Annotated in this window: 24 protein-coding genes; 16 read left to right on the top strand and 8 right to left on the bottom strand. The window is 43.2% G+C overall.

Annotated elements, in window-relative coordinates:
• Position 1 precedes the first annotated feature (1 nt).
• The 14 genes from SKC37_RS10045 to ftsA all read left to right on the top strand — a co-directional run bounded on the left by SKC37_RS10045 (position 2) and on the right by ftsA (position 13,507).
• Complete coding sequence (locus SKC37_RS10045) at positions 2-1,003, top strand: beta-ketoacyl-ACP synthase III (RefSeq protein WP_377981344.1); 1,002 nt, start codon at positions 2-4, stop codon at positions 1,001-1,003.
• Positions 1,004-1,009: 6 nt separating this feature from the next.
• Positions 1,010-1,573: an elongation factor P gene (gene efp / locus SKC37_RS10050; RefSeq protein WP_377981345.1), complete on the top strand. Its 564-nt coding sequence runs from the start codon at positions 1,010-1,012 to the stop codon at positions 1,571-1,573.
• Positions 1,574-1,608: 35 nt separating this feature from the next.
• Complete coding sequence (gene accB / locus SKC37_RS10055; protein WP_377981346.1) at positions 1,609-2,073, top strand: acetyl-CoA carboxylase biotin carboxyl carrier protein; 465 nt, start codon at positions 1,609-1,611, stop codon at positions 2,071-2,073.
• 3 nt (positions 2,074-2,076) lie between these two features.
• Positions 2,077-3,420, top strand: coding sequence for an acetyl-CoA carboxylase biotin carboxylase subunit (gene accC, locus SKC37_RS10060; protein ID WP_377981347.1), 1,344 nt, complete (start codon positions 2,077-2,079; stop codon positions 3,418-3,420).
• A 223-nt stretch (positions 3,421-3,643) separates the two neighbouring features.
• Positions 3,644-4,087: a 50S ribosomal protein L13 gene (rplM, locus tag SKC37_RS10065; protein WP_377979181.1), complete on the top strand. Its 444-nt coding sequence runs from the start codon at positions 3,644-3,646 to the stop codon at positions 4,085-4,087.
• 14 nt (positions 4,088-4,101) lie between these two features.
• Positions 4,102-4,491, top strand: coding sequence for a 30S ribosomal protein S9 (rpsI, locus tag SKC37_RS10070; RefSeq protein ID WP_130895016.1), 390 nt, complete (start codon positions 4,102-4,104; stop codon positions 4,489-4,491).
• Between the two features lie 78 nt (positions 4,492-4,569).
• A complete protein-coding gene (rpsB, locus tag SKC37_RS10075) occupies positions 4,570-5,379 on the top strand; it encodes a 30S ribosomal protein S2 (RefSeq protein WP_130895015.1) in 810 nt (269 codons plus the stop codon).
• Positions 5,380-5,391: 12 nt separating this feature from the next.
• Positions 5,392-6,225 carry a translation elongation factor Ts gene (gene tsf / locus SKC37_RS10080; RefSeq protein WP_377981348.1) on the top strand — a complete coding sequence of 278 codons (834 nt, stop codon included), beginning with the start codon at positions 5,392-5,394 and terminating at the stop codon, positions 6,223-6,225.
• 151 nt (positions 6,226-6,376) lie between these two features.
• A complete protein-coding gene (gene murD / locus SKC37_RS10085) occupies positions 6,377-7,702 on the top strand; it encodes a UDP-N-acetylmuramoyl-L-alanine--D-glutamate ligase (RefSeq protein ID WP_377981349.1) in 1,326 nt (441 codons plus the stop codon).
• Positions 7,695-8,891, top strand: coding sequence for an FtsW/RodA/SpoVE family cell cycle protein (locus tag SKC37_RS10090; protein ID WP_377981350.1), 1,197 nt, complete (start codon positions 7,695-7,697; stop codon positions 8,889-8,891). The genes murD and SKC37_RS10090 overlap by 8 nt, the downstream gene beginning before the upstream one ends.
• The gene (gene murG, locus SKC37_RS10095) at positions 8,891-9,973 is read left to right on the top strand and encodes an undecaprenyldiphospho-muramoylpentapeptide beta-N-acetylglucosaminyltransferase (protein ID WP_377981351.1); all 1,083 of its coding nucleotides are present in this window, start codon (positions 8,891-8,893) and stop codon (positions 9,971-9,973) included. Before SKC37_RS10090 ends, murG begins: the two co-directional genes overlap by 1 nt.
• The gene (murC, locus tag SKC37_RS10100) at positions 9,970-11,346 is read left to right on the top strand and encodes a UDP-N-acetylmuramate--L-alanine ligase (RefSeq protein WP_377981352.1); all 1,377 of its coding nucleotides are present in this window, start codon (positions 9,970-9,972) and stop codon (positions 11,344-11,346) included. Before murG ends, murC begins: the two co-directional genes overlap by 4 nt.
• A 13-nt stretch (positions 11,347-11,359) precedes the next feature.
• Positions 11,360-12,133, top strand: a complete 774-nt coding sequence (locus SKC37_RS10105; protein ID WP_377981353.1) for a cell division protein FtsQ/DivIB — start codon at positions 11,360-11,362, stop codon at positions 12,131-12,133.
• 45 nt (positions 12,134-12,178) lie between these two features.
• Complete coding sequence (ftsA, locus tag SKC37_RS10110) at positions 12,179-13,507, top strand: cell division protein FtsA (protein WP_377981354.1); 1,329 nt, start codon at positions 12,179-12,181, stop codon at positions 13,505-13,507.
• Here ftsA and lpcA read toward each other — a convergent pair.
• From lpcA to prmC, 5 genes are read right to left on the bottom strand one after another with little or no spacing between them, the layout of a single operon-like run.
• Positions 13,504-14,076: a D-sedoheptulose 7-phosphate isomerase gene (lpcA, locus tag SKC37_RS10115; protein WP_377981355.1), complete on the bottom strand. Its 573-nt coding sequence runs from the start codon at positions 14,074-14,076 to the stop codon at positions 13,504-13,506. The genes ftsA and lpcA overlap by 4 nt on opposite strands.
• 13 nt (positions 14,077-14,089) lie before the next feature.
• Complete coding sequence (locus tag SKC37_RS10120; protein WP_377981356.1) at positions 14,090-14,842, bottom strand: TPM domain-containing protein; 753 nt, start codon at positions 14,840-14,842, stop codon at positions 14,090-14,092.
• 8 nt (positions 14,843-14,850) lie between these two features.
• Positions 14,851-15,273 (bottom strand): TPM domain-containing protein, encoded by a 423-nt coding sequence (locus tag SKC37_RS10125; RefSeq protein WP_377981357.1) that lies wholly within the window; start codon positions 15,271-15,273, stop codon positions 14,851-14,853.
• Between the two features lie 2 nt (positions 15,274-15,275).
• A complete protein-coding gene (locus SKC37_RS10130; RefSeq protein WP_377981358.1) occupies positions 15,276-15,890 on the bottom strand; it encodes a LemA family protein in 615 nt (204 codons plus the stop codon).
• A gap of 50 nt (positions 15,891-15,940) precedes the next feature.
• Positions 15,941-16,786 carry a peptide chain release factor N(5)-glutamine methyltransferase gene (gene prmC / locus SKC37_RS10135; protein ID WP_377981359.1) on the bottom strand — a complete coding sequence of 282 codons (846 nt, stop codon included), beginning with the start codon at positions 16,784-16,786 and terminating at the stop codon, positions 15,941-15,943.
• 49 nt (positions 16,787-16,835) lie between these two features.
• Between prmC and SKC37_RS10140 the strand changes: the two genes are divergently transcribed.
• A complete protein-coding gene (locus SKC37_RS10140; RefSeq protein WP_377981360.1) occupies positions 16,836-17,843 on the top strand; it encodes an SMP-30/gluconolactonase/LRE family protein in 1,008 nt (335 codons plus the stop codon).
• Positions 17,844-17,929: 86 nt separating this feature from the next.
• On the opposite strand, the gene SKC37_RS10145 is transcribed toward SKC37_RS10140, so the two are convergent.
• Positions 17,930-18,637 (bottom strand): 3-keto-disaccharide hydrolase, encoded by a 708-nt coding sequence (locus tag SKC37_RS10145; protein WP_377981361.1) that lies wholly within the window; start codon positions 18,635-18,637, stop codon positions 17,930-17,932.
• Positions 18,638-18,749: 112 nt separating this feature from the next.
• Here SKC37_RS10145 and rimO point away from each other — a divergent pair, with 112 nt between their 5' ends.
• Positions 18,750-20,072, top strand: coding sequence for a 30S ribosomal protein S12 methylthiotransferase RimO (gene rimO / locus SKC37_RS10150; RefSeq protein WP_377981362.1), 1,323 nt, complete (start codon positions 18,750-18,752; stop codon positions 20,070-20,072).
• Between the two features lie 3 nt (positions 20,073-20,075).
• Here the strand turns inward: rimO and SKC37_RS10155 are convergent, their stop codons facing one another.
• Together SKC37_RS10155 and rpmB are read right to left on the bottom strand one after the other, a co-directional pair.
• The gene (locus SKC37_RS10155) at positions 20,076-20,786 is read right to left on the bottom strand and encodes a HesA/MoeB/ThiF family protein (RefSeq protein WP_377981363.1); all 711 of its coding nucleotides are present in this window, start codon (positions 20,784-20,786) and stop codon (positions 20,076-20,078) included.
• A 70-nt stretch (positions 20,787-20,856) separates the two neighbouring features.
• Positions 20,857-21,096 (bottom strand): 50S ribosomal protein L28, encoded by a 240-nt coding sequence (rpmB, locus tag SKC37_RS10160; protein ID WP_130894998.1) that lies wholly within the window; start codon positions 21,094-21,096, stop codon positions 20,857-20,859.
• Between the last annotated feature and the right edge of the window lie 99 nt (positions 21,097-21,195).

Here is a 21,195-nt window from a genome sequence, read left to right on the forward strand (position 1 = left end):
TATGAGCCAAAAAATAAGTGCAGCCATCACCGGTGTCGCAGGATATGTACCGGATTATGTGCTGACGAATCAAGAATTAGAAAAAATCATTGATACGAACGACGAGTGGATCACTTCTCGCACCGGCATCAAAGAAAGACGTATTTTGAAAGGCGAAGGCCTGGGAACGTCTTTTATGGGGGCCAAAGCGGTAGAGGATCTCTTGAAGAAAACCAATACCAAGCCAGAAGAAGTAGATATGTTAATCTGCGCGACGGTAACTCCAGATTACTTTTTCCCTTCCGCTTCGAACTTGATCTGCAAGGCAGTAGGCATCCGTGAAACGGCTTCCTTTGACTTAGCAGCAGCTTGTTCTGGTTTCTTAAATGCTTTAGGTGCTGGTACTGCCTTCATTGAATCAGGTCGTTACAAGAAAATCATCGTAGTAGGTGCGGACAAAATGTCTTCGATTGTGGACTATACGGATCGTACGACGTGCATTCTTTTTGGGGATGGAGCGGCAGCGGTCATGTTAGAACCTAATTTAGAAGGTTTAGGCGTACAAGACTTTATCTTGAAATCGGATGGCGAAGGATGTGAGTCCTTAATGCAAAAAGGGGGCGGTAGCGCCTACCCTCCTACGGTAGAATCGGTGGAAGCAAAATGGCATTACATTCGCCAAGAGGGTCAATCCGTATTTAAATTTGCGGTGACGCGTATGGCAGATGTTTCGGCAGAAATCATGGAGCGCAATCACTTGACGGGTGACGATATTAAATACTTAGTTCCACACCAAGCGAACAAACGTATTATTGATGCGACAGCAAATCGCATGGGTGTGAGTGACGATAAGGTGATGTTGAACATCCAGAAATATGGAAATACGACGGCGGCGACAATTCCGCTTTGTCTTTGGGATTACGAAAACAAACTAAAAAAAGGAGATAATCTGATCTTAGCGGCCTTCGGTGGAGGTTTCACATGGGGATCAGCTTACGTTAAATGGGCATACGACCCTAAATAATTAGAAATGGCAACTACAGCAGACATTAAAAATGGGATGGTGATTAAATACAATGATGACTTATACTCGATCATTGAATTCCTTCACGTAAAACCAGGAAAAGGCCCGGCTTTCGTTCGGACTAAATTACGTTCATTAACTTCAGGGAAAGTAATCGATAACACGTTTAACTCAGGCGTGGCAATCTATCCAGTACGTGTAGAACGTAGAAAATTCCAATTCATCTTCAAGGATGAGTTTGGTTTTAACTTTATGGACCAAGAGTCATTCGAGCAAATTCTATTAAATGAGAATTTATGTGTGATGGCTGATTTGATGAAAGAAGGACAAGAAGTAGAGATTTTGATCAACACGGAAAACGATGCTGCTTTATCATGTGAATTGCCTCCATTTGTAGAATTAAAGGTAACGTACACAGAGCCAGGTGTTCGTGGCGATACGGCTAACTCCCCTAAGAAACCAGCAACGGTAGAAACAGGAGCAACGATTACCGTGCCTATTTTCATCGAACAAGATGAAGTAATTAAAGTAGATACAAGAACCTATTCATACGCTGAGCGTGTAAAATAATTAGCTACCTTTGTAGCGTTTAATTAACAAAAAGAATGGATACTAAAGAAATTCAACGATTACTCGATTATATCGCTAAATCTCCCTTAGCGGAGGTTAGCATCGAAACAGAAGGTTTAAAAGTTTCTGTTAAGAAACACGGAGAAGCAGCACCGGTAGTAAGTGTGGTTTCTGCAGCACCAGCAGCGGCTCCAGTAGCGGCAGCTCCGGCAGCAGCGGCGCCAGCGGTTCCAGCAGCACCTGCACCCGTAGCAGATAACTTATATACCGTTAAGTCTCCTATGATCGGTACATTCTACCGTGCTCCAGGTCCAGATAAAGATAACTTCGTAGAAGTAGGAACGGAAATCGCTCCAGGAAAAACGGTTTGTGTGATCGAAGCGATGAAATTATTTAACGAAATCGATTCAGAGATCTCTGGAAAGATCGTTAAAATCTTAGTTGATAATGCAAGTCCTGTAGAATTTGATCAACCTTTATTCTTGGTTGAAAAAGCGTAATCTATGTTTAAAAAGATATTAATAGCGAATCGCGGGGAAATTGCCTTGCGTATTATTCGGACTTGTAAGGAGATGGGCATCAAAACGGTGGCTGTTTTCTCTACCGCCGATCGCGACAGTTTACACGTTCGCTTTGCGGATGAGGCCGTTTGTATCGGACCTCCGCCCAGCAGACAATCTTATTTGAGTATCCCGGCGATTATTTCGGCTGCAGAAGTGACTGGAGCTGATGCGATTCACCCGGGTTACGGCTTCCTTTCTGAGAATGCTGAATTCTCACGTATTTGTTCAGAACATGGGATTAAGTTCATCGGTGCTTCGGCAGACATGATTAATTCGATGGGAGACAAAGCGACAGCGAAAGAGACGATGAAGCGCGCAGGTGTTCCGGTTATTCCGGGTTCTGACGGCTTGATCGACACCGTAGAAGAAGCAAAAGAATTAGCGAAAGCCATCAAATACCCGGTAATCATCAAAGCGACAGCTGGTGGTGGTGGCCGCGGGATGCGTATCATCCGGGAGGAGTCAGAATTTGACAAACTATGGGAAGATGCGAAGATGGAATCAGCGGCGGCTTTTGGAAACGATGCGATGTACATGGAGAAATTCGTGGAAGAGCCTCGTCACATTGAGATTCAGATTGTGGGAGATAAATTTGGCAAAGCTTGTCACTTATCAGAACGCGATTGCTCGATTCAACGTCGTCACCAAAAATTGTGCGAAGAAACTCCATCCCCTGCCCTTTCAGAAGAATTGCGCAAGAAAATGGGTGAGGCAGCGATCGCAGGTGCTACAGCCATCGGTTACGAAGGCGCGGGCACGATCGAGTTCTTAGTGGACAAAAACGGAGATTTCTACTTCATGGAGATGAATACCCGTATCCAAGTAGAGCATCCGATCACGGAAGAGGTAACGGATTTCGATTTAATTAAGGAGCAAATTAAGGTAGCAGCGGGCATCGCGATTTCGGGCCAAAACTACTTCCCTAAATTATATGCCTTAGAATGCCGTATTAACGCGGAAGATCCAGCGAACGGTTTCCGTCCATCACCGGGTAAGATCACGAATCTTCACCTTCCAGGTGGCCACGGAGTTCGTATTGACTCTCACGTATATTCTGGCTATACCATTCCACCGAATTACGATTCAATGATTGCGAAAGTAATCGTTTCAGGCCAAAGCCGGGAAGAAGTATTACTTCGTATGAAGCGTGCCTTGCAAGAATTCGTGATTGAGGGTATCAAAACAACGATTCCTTTCCACATCAAGTTGATGGATGATCCTACGTTTAAGTCGGGTCAATTCACGACGGCTTTCATGGAAAGCTTCGATTTGAGCGATTTATAATTTGACCTAAAAAGGTAGTGAAAAAGGAGGCTTGTAGGCCTCCTTTTTTTGTTCTAAAACATTTTCTTTTAGACACTTGCATATCAAATCAAGATTTTATAAATTTGCACTCCCATTTTTCGATTGAATGCCCGTTTGAAAGATAAAATAGGTCATAATCAATTCCTTTAGACAAATTCCGTGGTCTAGGTGGAAACGATTCAAACAGTTAAATTATAAACAAGTGGATACTTTAAGTTACAAAACCATCTCCGCAAACAAAGCTACTGTACAGAAAGCTTGGTTTGTTGTAGATGCAGAAAATCAAGTTTTGGGACGTGTTTGTTCTGAAATTGCGAAAATCATTCGTGGAAAGCACAAGCCTTCTTACACTCCACACGTTGATTGTGGCGATCAAGTTATCGTTATCAACGCGGACAAAATTCGCTTAACTGGTAAGAAAATGACAGACAAGGTGTACATCCGTCACACGGGTTACCCAGGTGGTCAACGTTTCGCAACTCCACGTGAGGTTTTAGCTAAAAACCCAAGAGGTGTTGTCGAATCAGCCGTAAAAGGTATGTTACCTAAAAACCGTTTAGGTCGTGTTTTATTCAACAACCTATTCGTTTATGCAGGATCAGAACATCCTCACGCAGCTCAACAACCAAAAGAAATTAAGTTTTAACGGACACTAAGAAAATGGCAGAAATAACAAGTAAAATCGGTAGAAGAAAGACGGCAGTAGCTCGTATTTCTATGACACCAGGTAAAGGCCAGATTAAAATCAACGGCCGTGTATTAGCTGATTACTTCCCATCTGAAATTCTTCAGATTGTTGTTAATCAACCTTTCGCTTTAACGAACACAGTAGGTTCTTTTGATGTAACTGCTAACGTAGATGGTGGTGGAATCAAAGGTCAAGCTGAAGCGCTTCGTATGGCGATTTCACGTGCACTTCAAACGCAAGATGCTGAATTACGTTCTCCTTTGAAAAAAGAAGGCTTCTTAACTCGTGACCCACGTATGGTGGAGCGTAAGAAACCAGGACGTGCGAAAGCTCGTAAGAGATTCCAATTCTCTAAGCGTTAAGATTTGTTCGTGGAAAAGGCTTGTCTGTTGCCGATGCCTTTTCCACCTTTTTATTATTCACATTTTTAAACAACCAAAATGGCACAATTAAGCTACAACGACTTGCTTGACGCAGGCGTTCACTTCGGTCACTTGACACGTAAGTGGGATCCTAAAATGGCTCCATATATCTTTATGGAGAAAAATGGTATCCACATCATTGATCTAAATAAAACTATCTCTTCTTTAGAAGAAGCTTCAGCAGCTCTTCGTTCGATTGTACGTTCAGGCCGTAAGGTAATGTTCGTTGCAACGAAGAAACAAGCACAAGAAATTGTGACGACAGAAGCAGATAAATTAAAAATGCCGTACGTAACTGACCGTTGGTTAGGTGGTATGTTGACTAACTTCGCGACTGTACGTAAGTCTATCAAGAAGATGTCTAGCATTGATAAAATGTTAAAAGACGAAGTTATCGTGAAGACAATCGCCAAGCGTGAGCGTTTAATGTTAACTCGTGAAGAAGAAAAATTAAAGCGTGTTTTAGGTGGTATCACTGACTTAACTCGTCTTCCAGCGGCATTGTTCGTAGTAGACGTTAAGCGTGAGCACATCGCGGTTTCTGAAGCTAAGAAATTAGGTATCCCAGTTTTCGCTATGTGTGATACGAACTCTAACCCAGATTTAGTTGATTATCCAATCCCAGCAAACGATGATGCATACAAGTCTATCTCTATCATCATCACTGCCATTTCTAAAGCGATCGAAGAAGGTTTAGCAGAAAGAAAACAAGATAAGGATGATGCTCGTGAGGCGGAAGAAGTAGAAGCTAAAAAAGCAGCGGACGACGATTCACAAGAGGCAGCTAAGGTAGCGGCTAAATACGAAAAAGAAGCAGAACAAGAATAAATATTCATACATATGTCAATTACAGCAGCAGACGTTAACAAGTTACGTCAAATGACCGGTGCCGGAATGATGGATTGCAAGAAAGCTTTGACTGAAGCCAATGGTGACTTCGAAGCAGCAGTAGATATCCTTCGTAAAGCAGGTCAAAAAGTAGCAGCGAAACGTGCGGACAATGAAACTAATGAAGGTGTTGTATTAGTAGCACTTAATGCAGATCACTCGAACGGTAAATTAATCGCTTTAGCTTGTGAAACTGAACCAGTTTCTAAAGTAGCTGACTTCAATAATTTAGCTAAATCAATCATTGACAAAGCAGCAGCGTCTCACGCTCCTTCAGCGCATGATTTATTAGCTGAGCCATTAGCCGATGGACGTTCAGTAGAAGGTCACATCATCGACTTAACAGGTAAAATTGGAGAGAAAATCACCTTAGCAGCGTACGAAAACGTATCAGCTGAGAAAGTGGTTTCTTACATTCACTCGAATAACAAAATCGGTGTTTTAGTAGCATTCGAAAATGTGCAAGGAGCAGATGTATCTGAAGTAGGTAAAGATATCGCGATGCAAATCACGGCGATGAAACCTGTCGCTTTAGACAAGGATGGAGTAGATTCTGAGACTATTGAAAGAGAAATCGAAATCGGAAAAGATCAAGCACGTCAAGAAGGTAAGCCGGAGGCGATGTTAGAGAAAATTGCGGTAGGTAAATTAGAGAAGTTCTACAAAGAGCAAACTTTATTGAACCAACAATTCGTAAAAGACTCATCGATCACGATTCGTCAACTATTAGAGCAAACGCAAAAAGGTTTAACGATTTCTTCGTTCAAACGTATCGCTTTGGTTTAATTCCACTCGAATTCATAGGAAAGACCCACCCGAAACGGTGGGTCTTTTTTTTGTCAGAAAAATTCTGCCGGATGCTCATTTTGAGTTGATAGAATGCGGGACATTTTCTAACTTGTAACTCAATTCAATTTCGGATAATTTCAAGTCGAGCATGGCATTAATCAGCATCTTAGGTGGGGGAGAAAGTGGCGTAGGAGCCGCTCTATTAGCTAAATCAAAAGGATTTGACGTGTTTTTATCCGACGCGGGTGCGTTGAAAGAAAACTACCAACAAACCTTACATGAAAACCAAATTGAATTTGAGACGGGTGAACATAGTGTAGAGCGAATTTTAGCCTCTCAAGAGATCATTATCAGCCCAGGAATTCCAGAAAAAACGGATATAGTTAAGGCCATTAAGGCAAAAGGGATTTCCCTTGTGTCAGAAATCGAATTTGCGGCGCGCTACACGAAAGCGAAGATTGTTGCTATTACAGGTTCGAATGGCAAAACAACCACTACCCTACTAACCTATCATTTCCTAAAATCAGCAGGACTTAAAGTCGGTTTGGCAGGCAATATAGGCCAAAGTTTTGCGAAGCAAGTGATGGAAGATCAACATGACGTATATGTCTTGGAAATTTCCAGCTTCCAATTAGACCGTTGCTTTGAATTCAAACCCGACGTGGCCGTGTTATTGAACATCACTCCAGATCATCTGGATCGCTACGAATACCAATTTGAGAACTACATCGCCTCGAAATTTAGAATATTCCAAAATGCAGATGCACACACGAGTTGTGTATTTTGGGCAGATGATGAGGTCATCAAAGCACATGCCACTACAATTCCCACAAGTGCACGTTTAAAAACGGTTAGTTTTCACACGAAAGCAGACGCCTATATTACTGCAGATTCCATTCAATTCGAGGGTGCAGCACTAACTTTAGCTGACGCGCCTTTAAAGGGACCTCACAATGCCATCAATATGGCCGTGGCCATCTTAGCAGCGCATGAGGCTGGTGTAGCCTATGAACAAATTTTAGCGTCCTTACCGTTGTTTGAAAATGCCCCGCATCGATTAGAATCATGTGGAACATGGGATGGGGTGGAATTTATCAATGACTCGAAAGCCACGAATGTGGATGCGGTATATTATGCCTTAAATAGCTACAAGCAACCATTAATCTTAATTATGGGTGGTGTAGACAAAGGGAATGAATACGAGGTATTGGATCCCCTAGTAAAGGAGAAAGTGAAAGGATTAATTTGTTTAGGGGACGATAATTCTAAATTAGAATCCCATTTTGGAGGTATAGTACCCCAAATTTTTTCGACGCGGGTTATCGAAAGGGCCATCATAAAATCAAAAGAGTGGGCAAAACCAGGTGATGTCGTATTACTATCGCCGGCTTGCGCTAGCTTTGATTTATTTAAGAATTACGAAGATCGAGGAGATCAATTTAAGAACATAGTAAAACAACTGATCCATGGATAGTAAAATCAAAGCTTTCTTCAAAGACCACTTAAAAGGGGATTATAAAATTTGGCTAATCGTATTTATTCTAAATGCGTTTGGTTTGTTAATTCAATTCTCGGCCAAAGCGAAGATGGCGATGGATGGTCCGTTGGAACCGCTTACGAGCTTTTTCAAGACGATTGCCATCCTATGCATTTCCTTTTATTTGATGTCCTACTTTTCTAAAATCAATTACAGTAGGGTGGCCAAATTCAGTGATTTAGCCTTGCTATTTTCATGGGGCTTAGTCGTAGTAGCTTTGTTGTTTGGCCCCACCATCGGTGGAGCAAATCGCTGGGTGGCGGTAGGACCGATTCAATTTATGCCCTCGGACATGGTTAAATTGTGCCTGATTACCAGTTTGGCAAAAGATTTCTCTTCTAAACAGGCTGATCCAGAATCGTATAATTACGTCATGTTTATTCGAATGCTATTTAAGATTGGCATTTCCTGCTTCTTAATTATGCTTTCTAACTTCTCTACGAGCGTATTGATCTTTTTGACCAGTATTATCCTGATGTACTTTGGACGTGTACCTGCTAAACAAATTGGTTTAATTGTGGCAGCGGTTGCATTCCTAGCGGTGGGTGTGGTGTACTTTGAAATTGGTCAAAGAGCAAAAACAGTTAAGATGCGGATCGAGAATTATATTCAACGCAGAGGCCAAGCTGATGCAGAATCAAAAGTGAGCAAAGGTAAAAATGAAGATTACCAAATCACCCGAAGTTTGTTTGCCATTGCCACGGGCGCTATTCATCCGAAAGGACCGGGAAAAAGTCAGCAACGGTATATTCTCTCTCAGGCAGAATCCGATTTCGTCTATGCCATTATCATCGAAGAATATGGTATCGTGGGAGGACTTGCCATACCGCTCCTCTTTCTGATTTTCATGTACCGAGGGGCGAAAGCGATACAATATAGTGTCCGGCCTTTTGGCGGATTATTATCTGCGGGGCTAACATTCTCGATTGTATTCCAGGCGTTTATTAACATGTTAGTAGCGGTAGATGCAGGACCAGTGACGGGCCAACCTATGCCTATGATTTCTGCGGGTGGAACATCCCTCATATTTACGGCGGTCTCTATTGGGCTTATTTTAGCGGTTAGTAAAGATAAAGATCCTGCCACGGCATCCGCACCAGCACCTGCCCAAACAGCTCTTGCCTAATGTCCATTCAACACGTCATTATTTCTGGAGGTGGAACTGGAGGGCATATTTACCCGGCGATTTCTATTGCGAATGCAATGAAAGAAATCGACCCCGCCATCGAATTTTTATTTGTGGGAGCGGAGGGAAAAATGGAGATGGAAAAAGTGCCCAAAGCGGGCTTCAAAATCATCGGTCTTCCTATCGTCGGCATTCAAAGAACCCAAGTTTGGAAGAACCTATTCTTTCCGTTCAAATTGATCAAGAGTCTTTGGCAATCTGTTAGGATCATCCAACATTTCAAGCCCGATGTGGCTGTAGGTGTAGGTGGTTATGCGTCAGGACCGCTTTTATTAGCTGCCAGATTTCTAGGTATCCCCTATTATATTCAAGAACAAAATTCCTTTGCGGGAATTACCAATAAAGCCTTAGCCGCTAAAGCAGAACACATTTTTGTGGCCTATCCCGGGATGGAAAAATTCTTCCCGGCGGAGAAAATTACCCTCAGTGGAAATCCTGTCCGGAAAGATCTGATTGATGCAGCAGGCAAAAAAGAACTAGCGGCTGCGCACTTCCAATTGGACCCAGCGAAAAAAACCATTTTGATTATCGGCGGAAGTCAGGGAGCTCGAAGCATTAATCAGAGTATTTTAGCAGGGCTAGATCAATTAGTAAAAGCTGGTATTCAAGTGATTTGGCAGACAGGTGTTGCCTTTGAATCCACCGCGAAACAAGCGGCCTCCTTTCACCCCAATACCTATGTTTCCGCATTCATTTATGAAATGGACCTCGCTTATGCGATGGCTGACTTAGTCATTTCGAGAGCCGGAGCCTCTTCTGTATCTGAAATTTGTCTTATAGGCAAAGCAAGTATTTTAGTGCCGTTACCGAGCGCTGCGGAAGATCACCAGACCGAGAATGCGAAAAGCCTCGTTTCCCAAAACGCCGCTATTCTAGTTCGCGATGTGGAGGTCAAAGAGAAATTAGTCTCGGCAGCTTTAGCGGCACTGAAAACCGACTTAAGCACTTTAGAAAAAAATAGTCTTCAGCTAGCCAAGCCGAATGCTGCCCACGAAATTGCCCTATCCATTTTACAAGCATGAAAAAAGAGTTAAGCCTTAGCGATTTAAAACAAGTCTATTTTTTAGGCATCGGTGGAATTGGCATGTCTGCCATTGCTCGCTGGTTTTTGCACAATGGATTTCCAGTCGCTGGATATGACAAAACCGAGAGCCCATTGACGAAAAAATTAGCGGAAGAGGGAATGGACATTCATTACGAAGACACGATTGACTTAATTCCAACAGCCTGTTTATCAGACGTAGAGCATAGTTTATTTATCTATACGCCCGCTATTCCTAAGGATCACGTAGAGATGAACCATTTGCTTTCTAAAGGCATTCGCCTGTACAAGCGTTCTGAAATTTTAGGCTGGATTACTCAACAAATCCCTACCCTAGCCGTAGCGGGAACGCATGGTAAAACAACCACTTCGTCGCTTTTAACCCATTTGTTAATCAGCGCCGGCAAAAACGTTACCGCCTTTTTAGGAGGAATTACCGTTAATTATGGCACCAACTTTATCCCCAACCACTCGAAAGAAAATATCGTCTGCGTGGTAGAAGCGGATGAATATGATCGTTCTTTCTTGACACTTCATCCACAAGCTGCGGTGGTAACTTCCACGGATGCAGACCACTTAGATATTTATGGGGATGGAGATTCTGTCCTAGAAAGCTTTCAATTATTTGTGAACCAAATTAAATCCGGCGGATTCTTCATCCAGAAAAAGGGATTAAGCTTACAGTCTGCTTTGGGTGACGCTACTTTTGGAATTGATACCGGGGACTTTCAGGCCCATAATATTCGCATCGAAAATCACCGAATGATTTTTGATATGACTTACCCCGGTGGTGAAGTAATCGATATTCCCATGCGAATTCCCGGATTCCATAACATTGAAAATGCCTTAGCAGCTGCTGCTTTAGCGATGCAGGTAGGTGTGACTGGCGAAGAGATTAAGGTAGGTATTGCCTCCTTTTTAGGGGTGAAACGCCGTTTTGAATACCACGTTGAGTCGGATGAGCATGTCATGATCGATGACTACGCTCACCATCCCACAGAAATCGCTGCTTGTTTGAATTCAGTTAGAGCGCTCTATCCTGGAGAGAAAATTACGGCCGTATTCCAGCCACACTTGTTCTCGAGAACTCGGGACTTTATCGATGACTTTGCCAAAAGCCTAGCCATCGCTGACGAACTCTATTTATTGGATATTTATCCAGCCCGCGAATTACCGATGGAGGGTGTTACGTCGGATTGGTTGTTGAGCAAAATACAGCTGGACGCTAAGCAGGTCATCTCGAAAGCAGATCTACTACACGTGATCGATGCCAAAAAACCGAAACTTTTAGTCACGATGGGGGCAGGAGATATCGATCTTCTTTTGAATGATTTAAAATTGAGCTTATCTTAGTATTATTTTTCAAATGAAAGCAAACGCGACGTTAATTAAGCAAGTGATCGGGATGGTGATATTATTCACCCTCGTACTAACGGCTGTCGTTTTTGCAGAAATCAGTTTTAACCAAGTGGTTTGTAAAGGCGTTGAAATCAACCTCGATTCAGAGAATGAAAAAGCGCTTTTGAGCAAAAAAGACATCAAATTAATGGTGTCTGAACAAGGAACTGATTATTTCTTAGACAAACCTATCACGCAGATTTCGCTACGCAAAATTGAAGAGCGCGTAAAGCGGATTCCCTTAGTTAAATCGTGTGAAGCACACCACGATTTTAGTGGCGTCATTTCGATCTCTGTCAAAGAATATAAGCCCATCGCCCGTATCGTTCGTTCAACCATAGGCACCTCCCCTTTATCAGATCAATACATCTCAGAAGATGGGAAGTTTATTGGGACAAGTCCTTTGTTTACTCCGCGTATTTTAGTCACCGGTGGACCTTATTTCGATGGTAAGCGCAGCTTAACAGACAAGCGCGGAAAGACGTTAATCCCTTTCTTTCAGTTCATAGAAAACAATCCGTTTTGGAAAGCCCAAATTTCCCAAATCATTGTGGCAAAAGATGGCGGTATCGTAATTATCCCTACGATAGGTACGACGCGCATCGACTTTGGCCTACCGATGAATATTGAAAACAAATTCAAGAAATTATTAATTTTTTATCAGAAAGTTGTCCCGAACAAGGGTTGGAATAAGTACACTTGGGTACAGCTAAAATATAAGAATCAGCTTATTTGCGAATAAGACCCAAATTTTTTAATTTAATATCCGTTCTACAAAAAAAATACAATGCGTAACGACTTAATTATTGGTTTAGATATTGGTAGTTCTCATGTGAGAGCCATTGCAGGAAAGCAAAACGACCGAGGCAGATTAGAGATTTTAGCTACTGGATCCGCTATCAATACGAATAATGTGTTGAACGGAGAGATTGTTAACATTAGCAAAACAACGGCCGCAATTTCTGAAGCCATGAATCAAATTTCCCACGTTTTAGATGGGAAAAATTCAGAGCATTTCTTCGCCTCGAACTTATCCGGATCGCATATCAAAGTGCAACCGTTTTCGCTATCTAAAACACGTAAAAACGAAAGAGAAGCTGTTTCTGCGAATGAGGTCATGAGCCTTTTCGAAGAAGCTAAGCGGACTTTTGCTGATAAAAATCCGTGCGTTTTACATACGTTACCTATTGGATTTAAAGTAGGCAACTTGCCAGATACCTTAGATCCTATCGGTCAAATTGGTCAAAAAATTCAAGCCGATTTCGTCTTCATTTCAGCAAATCCTAGCAAAAACGAATTGCTGACTCAATGTTTAAAATCTGCTGAAACGAAGCATTTAAAGAAAGGGAATGTGTATTTCAGTTCTTTAGCTACCGCGAGCGCTGTTTTAAACAAAGAGGAGAAACAAGAGGGTGTTGTCTTAGTTGATTTAGGCAGTGGCACTTCAGAGATTAGTATCTTCCAAAATAACCGGTTAAAGCACGCTGTCGTGCTAAACTGGGGTGGTGATTTAATCACAGATGACATTCAAGCAGGATTAGAGATTTCGCGTGATCACGCAGAAACCTTAAAAGTACGTTTTGGATCAGCGATTCAAAAAGATATTCCTGTGAACGAGGTAGTCATGATTCCAGGTATTGCAGGCCGTAAGGCAAATCCTGTGTCCGTTAAGAATCTAGCGATCATTATCGAAGAGCGTTTGAAAGAATTAGCAGCGATTATCGTTGCGGAAATTTCAAAGCAGACAGACATCAAGCAATTGAAAGCTGGCCTTGTTTTAACTGGTGGCGGAGCTCAATTACCTTACATTGATGAATTGTTCCAAAAATATACGGGCTTAGACGCGCGCATCGGAGATCCGAATGCCACTTCTACGAACCCAGCTATTGCCACTGAAATCAAAGATCCATCCTTTGCAACCGTTATCGGATTAGTGCAGGTATATTACGATCAGAAAGAAACGGTGGAACCTGAGGAAGAGCCTAAAAATACCGATGAAATAGGACCTTATACTCCTCCGACCCCTCCTAGACAAGGACCTCGCATAGGCGACTTGTTCCGCAAAATGGTGGATGTCGTAATGGGGGACGATGATGGCGGTAACGCCTCGTACTAGAACAAATGTGATTCGATCAATTGAATCAAAATGTGGATCACTTTGATGTGGATTTCTTGAATGCGATCTGCGTAACCAAAGTGGTCCACTCTTATTTCGTGGCAACCATAAGCCGCTAATTTTCCGCCGTCTTTACCAGTCAAAAGAACAACCTCCATTCCTTTCGCCTGAGCTGCTTTCACCGCCTCAATAATATTCTCAGAGTTCCCGGAGGTTGAAATGCCCACTAGGACATCCCCCGCGTTTCCTAGGCCCTCGATAAAGCGAGAGAAGATATAATTATAACCAAAGTCATTACTCACGCAAGAGATGTGAGATGGATCCGAAATCGCCATCGCCGCTAAAGCGGGACGATTCTCCCGGTAGCGACCCGATAACTCCTCCGCGAAATGCATTGCGTCGCAATGGCTCCCACCATTTCCACAAGACAAAATCTTATTCCCCTTTTTCAAGGCATTCACTAACACATCCGCTGCTTTTTCGATCGAATCGATCTTAGCAGGATTGCTTAAAAAATCAGCTAATACTTGCTGTGACTCTTGAAGTGATTGAGTAATCAGGTTATTCATAATGCAAAGATAATTAAAAATCGCCGCCGGCACCGCCTCCGCCGAAGTCCCCTCCGCCAAAGCCACCGAAATCAAATCCCCCACTTCCACCGCCTCCGCTGGAACCACCTCCGTAATTTCCACCCCCTAAAAAGATTGGAGGAAAGAACATGCCGCCTCCGCGTGATCCAGGTCCACGACCACCACCACCCTTGCGAAGAGCTTGAATGATCGTAATTACAATTAAAATAAGGAAGATCATCACAACGGGCGGAATCCCTTGAGGTTCCCCCTCGCCACTATCTTCATTTTTGAATTCTCCGCTAGCACGACGCATCATTTCGGTGGTAGCTTCATCCAAACCTTGGTAATACGCCCCTGCCTTGAATGTGGGCTTTAATGTCCGGTTGATAATCCGTTTGCAAATGGCATCTGGCAAAACATCTTCGATGCCGCGACCTGTGACAATGCGCAGTTTGCGATCTTGCATGTCTACGAGGATGACCACGCCGTTGTTTTTGCCTTTTTGGCCTACACCCCATGTTTTACCGATATCGATGGCATAATCATAGGGATCGCGGCCGTTCGTCGAATTGACAAGAACAATTGCGAACTGAGTGGAAGTCGAATCCGCATAACCTCGCATTTTCTGCTCGAGCGCATTCTCTTCCTCGGGATTCAACAAACCCGCTTCATCTAAAATATAGCCATTCGGTTTCGCAGGAATGCCCTCTTGAGCGAATGCAGCGGAACTAATGAACAATAGGAGTAGTAAAATTTTGCGCATAAGAGACATTAGAGACCAAAGGAGATCTCGTTCGACAATTCATTTACATCTCCCGCCTCGTAGGGAAAAAAGCCCGCTAGGACCTCTCCCGTGCGCTTCACGCCGTGCGCTAATCCAGCTCCGAATTCATTCTTCGCTAAATAGGCCCGCATTTCATCGCGAATCGTTTCCCAAAACTCCGCCGGCACTTTCGCATCGATTCCTTTGTCCCCGATGATACTAAACTTGCGGTCCTTGATGGCCAAATACACCAAAACCCCATTCTGCAAATCCGTCTTATTCATGCCTAATTGAAAGAAGACCTCCTTTGCCCGATCGATCGGGTGTCCGGCGCAATGACTTTCTACGTGTACACGAACCTCTCCAGACGTCTGTAACTCAGCGTCCTGAATGGCTTGCAAAATTAGGTTTTGGTGCTCTGCTGACAACATCCTTATTTCTTCTCGTCAAAATTAACCTCTGGCGCTTTCTCTGAACCTGCTTCCGCTTGGAAGAAACCTTTCTGCGTAAAACCAGAGAATGAGGCGATTAAGCTATTCGGGAAAGTCACTAACAAAGTATTATAGGTTTGCACTGCCGAATTGAAATTATCACGCTCTTCTTTGATGCGATTCTCCGTTCCCTCTAATTGAGCTTGCAATTCAGAGAAGTTTTCTGTTGCCTTTAATTGTGGGTAATTTTCAGCTACTACCATTAAACGCGATAAAGCACCGCCTAAAGAAGACTGAGCCGCCTGGTATTTTTGCATATTCTCCGGACTTAAATCCTTCGCATCTAACTTCATCTGTGTGGCACTTGCTCGCGCTTCGATTACCGCTGTTAACGTTGATTTCTCAAAATTAGCTACGCCTTGAACGGTCTTTACTAGGTTTGGAATTAAATCCGAACGGCGTTGGTACGCACTTTGCACATTTGCCCATTTTGCATCTAATTCAACGGAACTGGTGGCCATGCTGTTACGTGCGCCTACGCCCCAGAAAAACAGGACGCCAAAAAAGAATACAATCACTCCCAAAACAATCAATAACGTTACTACTGTCTTATTCATCTTGTTAAATTTTAATTGGTTTTAACTGAAACAAAAATACTATTTAAATTTTAAAGACCTGATTTCTGTGCCACAATCATCCGGTCATTCCCCTTGAAGTCCTGCAATAGCTTGACCTCTTGGAAACCCTTGCTAAACAAGAGCTCTACGGTTTGAGTTCCAAAGTACTGGTTAATTTCTAGACATAGGTATCCTCTAGGTGTTAATCTTTCGAGAGCAAAGTCTGCTAATGCCTCATAATATTTCAGGGCATCGTCATTAGGTACGAATAGGGCCAAATGCGGTTCAAAGTCTACCACGTGATTCGCCATCTCTTTTTTCTCCCCCTCTGTCACATAAGGTGGATTCGATACAATCACCTCCCAAGTACCCTCAGAAGTGGACCAGTCAAAAATATCTTGTTGTTTAAATTCGATGTCTGCTTGTAAAGCGTTCGCATTTTGGCGAGCTATACCTAAAGCAGCGGTAGAAATATCCCAAGCCTCCACAGAAAGCGAGGGCCGTTCTAATTTTAAGGAAATAGGAATACAACCGGAACCAGTCCCTACGTCTAAAACGGAGGCATTCTCGGGAGCGTGGCTCAAAACGAGGTCCACTAATTCTTCCGTTTCCGGACGCGGAATCAAGGTATCTGCATTCACTTGAAACAAATGATCTCGAAAATAGGTCTTCCCCATGACGTATTGCAAGGGTTCCCCAGCCACTAAGCGTGCTAATCGTTTATCCCAATCCACCGGCAAGTCCACTTCTTTTTTCAAGATAATATCCATCGAACTCAAATTCCAACCTAAATCCAAGCAACGAAAGGCAATCGCACGGGCCTCTGAGGGCTCATAATGAGGCGTAATCGCGTCGGTAATTTGTTGGATGAGAATAGGACTGGCAATCGATTTCATTTGTGGAGAATTTGGGTAAATTTACGAATTATAAACCGATGAAAACGCTATGAAAAAATTAATACTACCGCTCATCACAATCCTGGGATTAAGCACAGCGGTGAACGCACAATACAAGACGATAGGGAAGATTCACGTCTATGATGAATCTGTCAAAACCCTTATCGATCCCTCCACCCCTATTGAGGTGGTGGCAGAGGGATATACCTGGTCTGAGGGGCCTGTTTGGGTGAAGAAAGGTGGCTATCTATTATTTTCTGATGTACCTGAAAATAAGATTTACCAATGGACCGCGGAGAAAGGTGCCGTGCTTTATCTAACTCCATCAGGCTATTCAGGAAAGGAATATTATTCCTACGAACCCGGTGCGAATGGCTTAATTATTAACCAAAAAGGAAATCTCGTTTCCGCAGAACATGGGGACAGGAGGATTGCCGAAATGTCTTTGGGAAAACCTGAATCAAAAAAATCACTGTCTGGATTATGGGAGGGCAAAAAACTCAATAGCCCGAACGACGTCATCCAAGCTAATAATGGAGACTACTATTTCACCGATCCACCCTACGGTTTACCGGGCCGCGGAAAAGAAGAAGCTGCGAAAGAAATCGCTTTCCAAGGCGTGTACCGCCTCTCTAAAAAAGGCGAATTGAGTTTACAATACGATAAAATGGCGAGACCAAATGGCCTAGCGATGAACCTAGACGAGAGCATCTTGTATGTGGGGTCATCTGAGCCGAAAGAATCCCATATTTTAGCGTTCCCGGTAGACAAGAAAGGAAATTTAGGCGAACCATCCGTATTCTTCGACGCAGCAGAACTAGCTAAGCAAGGAATCCGCGGCGGTTACGATGGGATGAAGCTGGATAAGCTAGGCAATATTTGGACGACAGGTCCTGGGGGAATATTAATCATTAGCCCAGCGGGAAAATTACTAGGACGAATTGAGACGGGGAACCCGAACTCGAATGTGAATTTTGGCGAAGATGGATCGACCTTGTTCATTACTTCGAAGATGAATTTATTGCGGGTGAAGACGAAAACGAAAGGGCTGAAATAATCCGCGCGAATCCGTACAAATCCGCTCGAATCCGTGCGAAAACATAAAAAAAGGCCTCAATCACAAAATCGAGGCCTTTCATTTTCTTATAATTTTCTAATCTTGATATTTCTAAACCAAACTGGGTTTCCGTGATCTTGCAGAGCAATATGCCCTTGCATGACTTTTCCGAAATCCGGCATTCCTTTGAACTTCGAACCGGCGATTAAATCTTTCCAGTTCTGATCATCTGTACGAGTTTCTACTACCAAGGTCCCGTTTAAATACAATTGCAATAAGCCTTTGTTGTTCACAATGCGTCCTGTATTCCACTCACCCACGGGCTTTACCGTTTCTTTGTACGACTTAATTAAGTCATATAAATCTCCTGCGCGGTGTTTCGTGATTTTACCATCCGCATGGCCATCGTTATCCAGCACCTGAAATTCTGGGCCTGTTACGTAAGTCGCATAGTATTTTTTGGGATCATCCGTCACGTTGAAGATAATACCTGAATTACCATTCGGGGAAATCTTCCAATCGATCGTGAATTCGTAGTTATCATAGGATTCGTTTGTCACTAAATCGCCACCATCTTTTTTTGCTGCGTCGAAACCGATCACGCCGTCTTCGATTGTCCAAGAGGACCCTACTTTATCTCCTTTTCCATAGCTATGCCAGCCTGTGAATGTTTTTCCATCAAATAATAATTGAGTGCCATTTTTCTTTTCTGCCTTGGTTAATTCATTTACTCCTTGGCCAAAAGAAACAAATGCGAAGCAGACAGCCGCGCAGGTTAAAACGATTTTGTTCATTTTTATTAGGTTTATGATTTTTACAATACTACTAAAAGTCTGTAACAATTGTGTCTGTTGCGGGCAATTTTAGCGTCATTTCTTTGTAAATTGCCGGCTGATATAAAAATCCATGAAGACCAAAGTAGCCCCAAAGCCCTCCATCAACATCATCACCCTCGGTTGTTCCAAGAATCTAGTCGATTCAGAAGTACTCTACACCCAGTTAAAAGGGAATGGTTTAGAGGTGACGCACGAGGCGAAAAAGGACAAGGCGAACATCGTCGTGATCAATACCTGTGGCTTCATTGATAATGCCAAACAAGAATCCATCGACACCATTTTGCGTTATGCTGATGCAAAAGAGGCGGGCAAAATCGATAAATTATACGTAACGGGTTGCCTTTCTCATCGCTACAAAGATGATTTAGAAAGAGAAATCCCGATGGTGGACTCGTTCTTTGGGACGAATGAATTACCTCGTTTATTAAAGGCCTTAAAGGCAGATTACAAGCACGAATTAGTGGGAGAGCGTCTTTTGACGACCCCAGCGCACTACGCCTATTTGAAGATTGCAGAGGGTTGCGATCGCCCATGTAGCTTTTGTGCCATTCCGTTAATGCGCGGAAAACACGTGTCTACGCCTATCGAAGAATTAGTAAAGGAAGCTAACTCGCTAGCGAAGAAAGGTACAAAAGAATTGATATTAATCGCCCAGGACCTTACTTTTTACGGTTTAGACCTAAAAGGCGAGGGCAAATCTGGCCGTCAATTAAAAGAACTTTTAGAGCGTCTATCTGATGTCAATGGCATCGAATGGATCCGCTTGCAATACGCCTATCCGGCAGGTTTTCCGGTAGAAATTTTGGATACGATGGCGGAACGCGACAATATCTGTAAATACCTGGATATGCCACTTCAAAGTGGTTCAGACGCCATGTTAAAGCACATGCGTCGTGGAATTACGCGCGAGAAAACAGAGGATTTGATTCACACGATTCGGGAGAAAGTCCCAGGAATCGCCTTGAGAACGACCTTGATTTCAGGCTACCCTACGGAAACAGAAGAGGACTTCGAGGAGACTTATTCGTTCGTAGAACGTATGCGTTTCGACCGTTTAGGTATCTTCAATTATAGCCACGAGGAAAATACACATGCTTACCTAGTGAACGATGATGTGCCGGAGGACGTGAAGCAATTCCGTTCTGATGAGATCATGGCCTTGCAACAAGGTATTTCAGAAGAATTGAATCAAGCGAAAGTAGGCCAAACACTGAAAGTGATGGTCGACCGCAAAGAGAGCGGCTATTTCGTGGGACGTACAGAATTTGATTCGCCAGAGGTGGATAATGAAGTGTTGATTCCTGCGGAACAATATGCGCGTTTGGGTGATTTCGTAACAGTGAAGATCAATAAAGCCGAGGAATTCGACTTGTACGGCGATATTATATCCTAGATATTATAGCCTAAACGAACTGAGACGCATATCGCGTAGATCAAAAGTCATCAATCCTTGCTGTGCCGGAGATTCGAAGCCGGCGAGGTAGAAGATGGCTTCTTTGGCCTGTAATAAACCAATAATTCCGGGCAATACGCCTAAAACCCCTACTTCATCGCAGGCAGGTATTTCTTGTGGACTCGGTTCGACAGGAAACAGCGAACGATACGAGGGTCCTCCTGGGTGAAATACAGCAAACTGCCCCTCCCAGGCATGAATGGCGCCATAAATGAATGGCTTCTGCAAATCGACACAGGTATCATTAATCAAATACCGGGTGCTGAAATTATCCGTACAATCGATGATCAGATCGTGTTGCGCGATATAAGTGGACACATTAGCTGCGCTTAAATTCTCTGCAACACCCAGTATGGCGATGCTTGGATTCAAGGCTTGCAAAGCCTCCGCTGCCTTAATAGCTTTCGAGGTACCTACATCATCCGTCTTATACAATACTTGACGGGCTAGGTTTGATAATTCAATCACGTCCGCATCCAGAATCGTTATGGATCCCACGCCAGCCGCAGCTAGAAAAGGCAAGGCTCCGCAGCCCAAACCACCCGCACCCACCACTAAGATGGACGCCTCTTTTAGGCGCATCTGTTGCACTTTCCGCCATTCCGGCAAATTAAGCTGTTTGCGATACCGTTCGAACTCTAAATCCGTTAGCATGGAGGTGGGTACAAATAAAAAAAGCCCTCTTGAATTTCAAGAAGGCTAATTTCGATAATTATTTTGAAAACTAAACGCTTAACGTACCCTTACGAGCTGCAGCGATTAAAGTTTTTTCGAAACCGTTTTTGTTGATGGTGCGAATTGCTTTCGCAGAAACTTTCATACGAACCCAAACACCCTCTGACTCTAAGAAGAATTTCTTCGTCTGTAAGTTCGGGTAAAACTTACGTTTAGTCTTGTTGTTAGCGTGAGAAACGTTGTTTCCTACTTGAGTTTTGCGTCCTGTAATTTGACAAACCTTTGCCATAGTATCTTTTATTTAATATTGTTCTTTCCTAAAGGGATTGCAAAATTAGAAAATAATTTGAAATAACCCAAACCTCCATCGAAAATTTATAAAATGGCA

The organism is Aquirufa esocilacus (assembly GCF_042715595.1).
GTDB lineage: Bacteria > Bacteroidota > Bacteroidia > Cytophagales > Spirosomataceae > Aquirufa > Aquirufa esocilacus.